Source organism: Pseudomonas sp. GW821-FHT03C07 (assembly GCF_059420925.1).
The window spans coordinates 54937-61038 of record NZ_JBWKUQ010000030.1 but is presented as its reverse complement, the minus strand read 5'-3'; the positions used below and the strand labels follow the sequence as shown (position 1 = coordinate 61038).

Sequence of the window (6102 nt, the reverse complement as noted above, 5' to 3'; positions counted from 1 at the left end):
GGGGTGCTCAAATCAGGCGTACCGTTTGACCCAAACATCGCGCTTGCGCGATGAGGGTCAAGACGGTATCTACACTGACCGCGTTAGCCTTCAGCGTCAGCGCCGATCCGCCACCACCCCGATCAACACCAGCACCACCAACAACACCGGCGCCAGGCTGTAGTTGTTGAACTGGCTCAAGCCGCGCACCACCCAGGGCGTGGCGTAGATCAAGGCCGCGCCGCTACCGATCATGCACAGCAAGGCCAGCAGCGGCACGCGCAAGGCGCCGGCGATGCTGCCCAGGCGTTGATCGATCCAACCCTTGATATCCGCGCCAAACAGCACCAGCAGGCAGCCCACCAGCGCCAGGGCGATTTCCGACAGGTTGCTGCGGCTCCAACGCGATACCGTGGCGAGCAGGTCGAGTACCAGGTCCATGGGGTTTCCTTAGGTCAAAAAGTATTGCAGCAGGTCGTTGAGAAACAGTTGCCCACGGTCGGTGGCCGCCAGGCGTGACGGTTCGACCTGCAACAGGCCACTTTGTTCGGCCTCGGCGCGTGCTTCGTTCAAGCTGTCGAGACTAAGCCCGGTACGTTGCGCAAACAAGACCGTGTCAACGCCCGCGGTCAGGCGCAGGGCATTCATCAGGAACTCGAACGGCAACTCTTCATTGGCCAGGGCTTTCTCCCCGGCCTGGAAGGCCTTGGCCGGGTTCAGGTAGTCCTTCGGCAGGCGGGTTTTCCAGGTCCGCACGATGCGCCCGTCCGGGTGGCTGAGCTTGCCATGGGCGCCGGCGCCGATGCCGATGAAATCGCCGAAGCTCCAGTAATTGAGGTTGTGCCGCGCCGCCCGTCCGGGTTGGGCGTAGGCCGAGACTTCGTACTGGGCGTAGCCGTGCTCGGCCAGCAGGGCCTGGCCGGCTTCCTGGATATCCCACAGGGTGTCGTCTTCCGGCAGCGTCGGCGGCTGGTTCCAGAACACCGTGTTCGGCTCCAGCGTGAGCTGATACCAGGACAGGTGCGTGGGCCGCAGGGCAATGGCCTGGCGCAGGTCGCCCAGGGCATCCTCCAGGGACTGGTCCGGCAAGCCGTGCATCAGGTCCAGGTTGAAGTTGTCGAAGCCGGCCTGGCGCGCCATGTCCGCCGCGCGCACGGCTTCGCCGCCGCTATGGATACGGCCGAGGGCCTTGAGCTTGTCTTCCTGGAAGCTCTGGATACCGATGGACAGCCGATTGATGCCCAGTTGGCGATAGGCGATGAATTTTTCCTGCTCGAAGGTCCCGGGATTGGCTTCCAGGGTGATTTCGATATCAGCGGCAAAGCGGATGCGCGCTTCGACGCCCTTGAGCAAGCGTCCCAGCGCCTGGGCGCTGAACAGGCTGGGGGTGCCGCCACCGAAGAAGATCGAACTCAACTCACGGCCGTACACCGCGTGCAGGTCCTGGTCGAGGTCGGCCAGCAGCGCGTCGACGTACTCTTCTTCCGGCAGCACCGGACTGGCGGCGTGGGAGTTGAAGTCGCAATACGGGCATTTGCGCACGCACCAGGGAATATGGATGTACAGCGCCAGGGGTGGCAGCTGTGGCAGAGCCGCCCGTGGTGTCGGTGCACTGCCGTGGATCAGCGGCGGCGCGGAGTCGGACTGGGTCATTGCAGGCCCAGGCGCTGGCGCAACAGGGCCATGGCGCGAGCGCGGTGGCTGAGTTGGTTCTTCTCCACCGGACCCAGTTCGGCGCTGGAACAGTCGCGTTCCGGCACCCAGAACAGCGGGTCGTAGCCAAAACCGTGTTCGCCACTGGCGGCGGTCAGGATGCGTCCGTGCCAGAGGCCTTCGCAGAGGATCGGCAGCGGGTCGTCGGCATGCCGCACCAGGGCCAGCACGCAGACGAATTGTGCGCCGCGCTCGGCGCTGGGGACGTCCTGCAAGGCCTCGAGCAGCTTGGCGTTGTTCGCCGCATCACCCAGGCCGTCGGCGTACCGGGCCGAATAGATACCCGGCGCGCCGCCGAGAAAGTCCACCGCCAGGCCCGAGTCATCGGCCAGCGCCGGCAGGCCGGAAATACGGGCCGCATTGCGGGCCTTGAGGATGGCGTTTTCAACGAACGACAAACCGGTTTCTTCCGGTTCGACGCTGCTGAACTCACCGATCGAGCGCAGTTGCACCGACCCACCAAGCATGGCTTGGAGTTCCTTGAGTTTGCCGGCGTTGTGGCTGGCCAGTACCAGTTGGCTGAAGTTCATCATTCGGCTGGGAAAAGTTCCTGATTGAAGCTGAAAGTGTGGGCATCACCGCCGAGGGTGACGGTAATGTCGAAGGTGCGGTTTTCCTGCTGCGGTACTGGGTACTGCGCGAGGTAGTAGACGGCGCCTTGTTCGGTGATCTGCTTGAACTCCAGCTTGACGTTCGCGCCGGTCAGGTCTTTCACCGTGCCGATGACCTGCGCCACCATCGGCTTGTCAGCCTTGAGTACCGAGATGTTGATGACGCCCTTGGTCTTGCTACGCTCCAGTCCCACCTCACTGGCAATCTTCGGTTGAATGTAGGTGGAATTGAAGGTGTTGTAGTGCACGGTGAGATCACCGAACACTTCCTGGCGCTCGCCCTTGATGGCATCGGCGGCCATGGCCGTGACGCCGAAACAGGCCGCCACTAGAAACACAACTGAACGCAGCATGATCGTTCTCCTCGAAAATCGTGCGGTTTATACCGCGATCCGATGATCGGCGAGTCCCGGACTGCTGACACGATAAATGCCGATCTCCCCTAATAGATTAGGCCATAGCTTACTGGCCCACCCATGGCGATGCTGTTGATCCACGGCAAGCCGATTGATGACCTTGGCCGAGCGTTCGCTGCACAGGGCTTCGAAGTCTTCGAAGGTGCAGAAGTGGATGTTCGGCGTGTTGTACCAGGTGTACGGAAGGAATTCCGAGACTGGCATCCGGCCCTTGCTCGCCAGGTACCAGCGGCAGCGCCAGTGACCGAAGTTGGGGAAAGTGATGATGCACTGGCGCCCGACCCGGAGCATTTCGTCGAGGATCTTGTCCGGGTAGTGCACGGCTTGCAGGGCCTGGGTCATGACCACGATATCGAAGCTGTTGCTGGCGAAGTTGCCCAGGCCCTTGTCCAGGTCCTGCTCGATGACGTTGATGCCTTTGGCCACGCAGGTGGCGATATTGTCCGGGTCGTTTTCCAGGCCGTAGCCGCTGACCTGCTTGTGGTCGCGCAGCCAGGTCAGCAGTTCGCCGTCACCGCAGCCGAGGTCGAGCACGCGGCTGCCGGCGGGGATCCAGTCTTGGATGATTTCCAGGTCGGCTCTCATGGCGTCCTCACAGCGAAATTCGGTTCATGTAGTTGCCGAACGCCTGCAAGTAACGCGGGATCGGAATCAGGAAGGCGTCGTGACCTTGCGGGGCGTCGATTTCCAGGTAGCAGACGTCCTTGCGCGCGGCCATCAGCGCATCGACGATTTCCCGCGAGCGGGCCGGCGAGAAACGCCAGTCGGTGGTGAAGGACATCACGCAGAAGCGCGCCGTGGCGCTGGCGAAAGTCTTCGCCAGGTCGTCGTCGAAATTGGCGGCCGGGTCGAAGTAGTCCAGGGCCTTGGTCATCAACAGGTAGGTGTTGGCATCGAAACGCCCGGAAAACTCCTCGCCCTGGTAGCGCAGGTAGCTTTCGACCTGGAATTCCACGCTGTGGAAGTCGTAGTTGAGTTTTTCGCTCTTGAGGCCACGGCCGAATTTCTCGCCCATCGAGTCATCGGACAGGTAGGTGATGTGCCCGACCATGCGCGCCAGCATCAGGCCGCGCTTGGGGATCACACCGCGCTCCTGGAAGGAGCCGCCGTGGAACTCCGGATCGGTGAGGATCGCCTGGCGCGCCACTTCGTTGAAGGCGATGTTCTGCGCCGACAGCTTGGGGGCCGAGGCGATGGCGACGCAATGGCGCACGCGATCGGGGTAGGTGATGCTCCATTGCATGGCCTGCATGCCGCCGAGGCTGCCGCCGATCACCGCGGCCCATTGGCCGATACCGAGGCGGTCGGCGAGGTGGGCCTGGCTGTGGACCCAGTCTTCCACGGTCAGCACCGGGAAATCGGCGCCGAAGGGTTTGCCGGTCTCGGGGTTGAGGCTGCTCGGGCCGGTGGAGCCATTGCAGCCACCGAGGTTGTTCAGGCTGACGACGAAAAATTTGTGGGTGTCGATGGGCTTGCCGGGGCCGATGCAGCTGTCCCACCAGCCGGGCTTGCGCTCGTCGGGGCTATGGAAACCGGCGGCGTGATGGTGCCCGGAAAGGGCATGGCAGATCAGCACGGCGTTGCTCGCCGCGGGATTGAGAGTGCCGTAGGTTTCGTAGATCAGGTCGTAGGCCGGCAGGGAACGGCCACAGGCCAGGGCCAGGGGCTCGCTGAAATGTGCCGTTTGCGGCACGACCAGCCCGACGGAATCGTGGGGAAAGACAGTGGACATCGACCCTGCTCACGCTTGAATGAGGCGTAAGTCTAATGAGCGGGGGGGTTAGCGGCAAGCAGGGAGACCGCGGCGTCCGTATCGCCAGCAAGCCGGCTCCCACAAAGCCGTGTCGAACCATGCTGTGGTGTATGAGCTTGTGTGGGAGCGGAGCTTGCCCGCGAAGGGGCCCTTGAGATCGCTAAAAGCTTCGCGGGCAAGCTCCGCTCCCACCGCTGATCAGATCAACCGGAACAGCACGTCCGGCATCTCGCTCATGAAGGCCAGCGGTGGAATCACGTAGCTCTGGATCAACTGGATCACCAGGAACGCCAGGATCGGCGAGATATCCAGGCCACCCAGGTTCGGTACGATCTTGCGGAACGGCGCCAGGGCCGGTTCGCTGATCTGGAACACCAACTCGGCGGCCGGACTATGGCTGCCGGGAGCGACCCAGGAGAGGATCACGCTGATGATCATGGCGAAGAAGAACACCTTGAGGAACAGCGAGGTGATGCCGATGACCGCCCAGATCGGCAGGGAGACGATGTTGTAGCTCGATCTGCTCAGCAGCAGGATCACCGCCATCAGCAGCATCTGCACGGCAATCGCCAGCACCAGCGAGGACATGTCCAGGCCGAACATGCTCGGAATGATCCGCCGCAGCGGCTTGAGCAGCGGTTGGGTGGCCTTGACGGTGAACTGGCAGAGCGGGTTGTAGAAATTGGCTCGGACCAGTTGCAGGATGAAACGCAGCAGAATCACCAACAGGTAAAGGCTGCCCAGGGTTTGAATGACAAAAATGGCAGCGCTATTGAATGCAAACATTAAGTGTTCCCTCGAGGATTACTGACCGAGTTGCTCGGCCATTTCGGCCGAACGATGGGCGGCGGCGCCGAGCGCCTGTTCTACCAGGGCTTCGAAGCCTCCGGCCTGGAAGGCCTTGATCGCGGCTTCGGTGGTGCCGGCAGGCGACGTCACGCGACGGCGCAGTTCGGCGGCCTCGACGTCGCTGGAGACGGCCATATGGGCGGCGCCCAGGGCGGTCCGCAGGGTGAGCTGGCGGGCAATATCACGCGGCAGGCCGAGCTTTTCGCCGGCGGCGGTCATGGCTTCGATCAGCAGGAAGAAATACGCCGGGCCGCTGCCGGACACCGCGGTGACCGCGTCCAGTTGCCGCTCTTCGTCCAGCCAGAAGGCGCTGCCCACCGCCGACAGCAGGGTGTACGCCTGTTGGCGCTGTTCGGCGGAGACCTGCGCGGTGGCGAACAGGCCGCTGACGCCCTGGCGCAGCAGCGCCGGGGTGTTCGGCATGCAGCGTACGATTGGCTGCTCGCCCAGCCAGCGGTTCATGCTGGCGCAGGTGATCCCGGCGGCAATCGACACGACCAGTTGATGGGCTTTCAGGCTGGGGCGCAAGGCTTCGCACACGGCTTTCATGGCCTGCGGCTTGACTGCCAGCACCACCACGTCAGCCCCGAGGATGGCCTCGGCGTTGTCGGCGAACACTTCGATACCGTGTTCGGCCTGGACCCGCGCGCGGGTCTCGGCGCCGGGATCGCTGGCGCGAATCAGTGCGGCGTCCAGGCCCTCGGCCCGCAGGCCGCCGATCAGGCTGGCGGCCATGTTGCCGGCGCCGATAAAAGTGATGCGATTCTTGCTCATGACGGAT

General features: G+C 63.2%; 8 protein-coding genes. All 8 read right to left on the bottom strand.

All coding sequences use genetic code 11. The features are described 5' to 3' along the window. Positions 1-96 precede the first annotated feature (96 nt). Positions 97-420 (bottom strand): DUF3392 domain-containing protein, encoded by a 324-nt coding sequence (locus AC07VG_RS32050; RefSeq protein WP_060781995.1) that lies wholly within the window; start codon positions 418-420, stop codon positions 97-99. A 9-nt stretch (positions 421-429) separates the two neighbouring features. Next, entirely contained in the window at positions 430-1632 is a 1203-nt protein-coding gene (gene hemW / locus AC07VG_RS32045; RefSeq protein ID WP_494999936.1) for a radical SAM family heme chaperone HemW, read from the bottom strand. Further along, on the bottom strand, positions 1629-2225 hold the full coding sequence (rdgB, locus tag AC07VG_RS32040) for an RdgB/HAM1 family non-canonical purine NTP pyrophosphatase (protein ID WP_494999935.1): 597 nt from the start codon (positions 2223-2225) through the stop codon (positions 1629-1631). Before rdgB ends, hemW begins: the two co-directional genes overlap by 4 nt. Then, positions 2222-2656 carry a DUF4426 domain-containing protein gene (locus AC07VG_RS32035; RefSeq protein WP_494999934.1) on the bottom strand — a complete coding sequence of 145 codons (435 nt, stop codon included), beginning with the start codon at positions 2654-2656 and terminating at the stop codon, positions 2222-2224. Before AC07VG_RS32035 ends, rdgB begins: the two co-directional genes overlap by 4 nt. Before the next feature lie 27 nt (positions 2657-2683). Next, complete coding sequence (metW, locus tag AC07VG_RS32030; RefSeq protein ID WP_494999933.1) at positions 2684-3304, bottom strand: methionine biosynthesis protein MetW; 621 nt, start codon at positions 3302-3304, stop codon at positions 2684-2686. Between the two features lie 7 nt (positions 3305-3311). Beyond that, on the bottom strand, positions 3312-4451 hold the full coding sequence (gene metX / locus AC07VG_RS32025; RefSeq protein WP_494999932.1) for a homoserine O-succinyltransferase MetX: 1140 nt from the start codon (positions 4449-4451) through the stop codon (positions 3312-3314). 219 nt (positions 4452-4670) lie between these two features. Beyond that, positions 4671-5258 (bottom strand): YggT family protein, encoded by a 588-nt coding sequence (locus AC07VG_RS32020; RefSeq protein ID WP_494999931.1) that lies wholly within the window; start codon positions 5256-5258, stop codon positions 4671-4673. Positions 5259-5276: 18 nt separating this feature from the next. Beyond that, complete coding sequence (gene proC, locus AC07VG_RS32015) at positions 5277-6095, bottom strand: pyrroline-5-carboxylate reductase (RefSeq protein ID WP_495022471.1); 819 nt, start codon at positions 6093-6095, stop codon at positions 5277-5279. Positions 6096-6102 lie beyond the last annotated feature (7 nt).

Coding starts and splice junctions, on each gene's coding strand:
- AC07VG_RS32035 (WP_494999934.1), bottom strand. CDS start 2,656: ATGCTGCGTTCAGTTGTGTTTCTAGTGGCGGCCTGTTTCGGCGTCACG.
- AC07VG_RS32020 (WP_494999931.1), bottom strand. CDS start 5,258: ATGTTTGCATTCAATAGCGCTGCCATTTTTGTCATTCAAACCCTGGGC.
- hemW (WP_494999936.1), bottom strand. CDS start 1,632: ATGACCCAGTCCGACTCCGCGCCGCCGCTGATCCACGGCAGTGCACCG.
- AC07VG_RS32050 (WP_060781995.1), bottom strand. CDS start 420: ATGGACCTGGTACTCGACCTGCTCGCCACGGTATCGCGTTGGAGCCGC.
- proC (WP_495022471.1), bottom strand. CDS start 6,095: ATGAGCAAGAATCGCATCACTTTTATCGGCGCCGGCAACATGGCCGCC.
- rdgB (WP_494999935.1), bottom strand. CDS start 2,225: ATGATGAACTTCAGCCAACTGGTACTGGCCAGCCACAACGCCGGCAAA.
- metX (WP_494999932.1), bottom strand. CDS start 4,451: ATGTCCACTGTCTTTCCCCACGATTCCGTCGGGCTGGTCGTGCCGCAA.
- metW (WP_494999933.1), bottom strand. CDS start 3,304: ATGAGAGCCGACCTGGAAATCATCCAAGACTGGATCCCCGCCGGCAGC.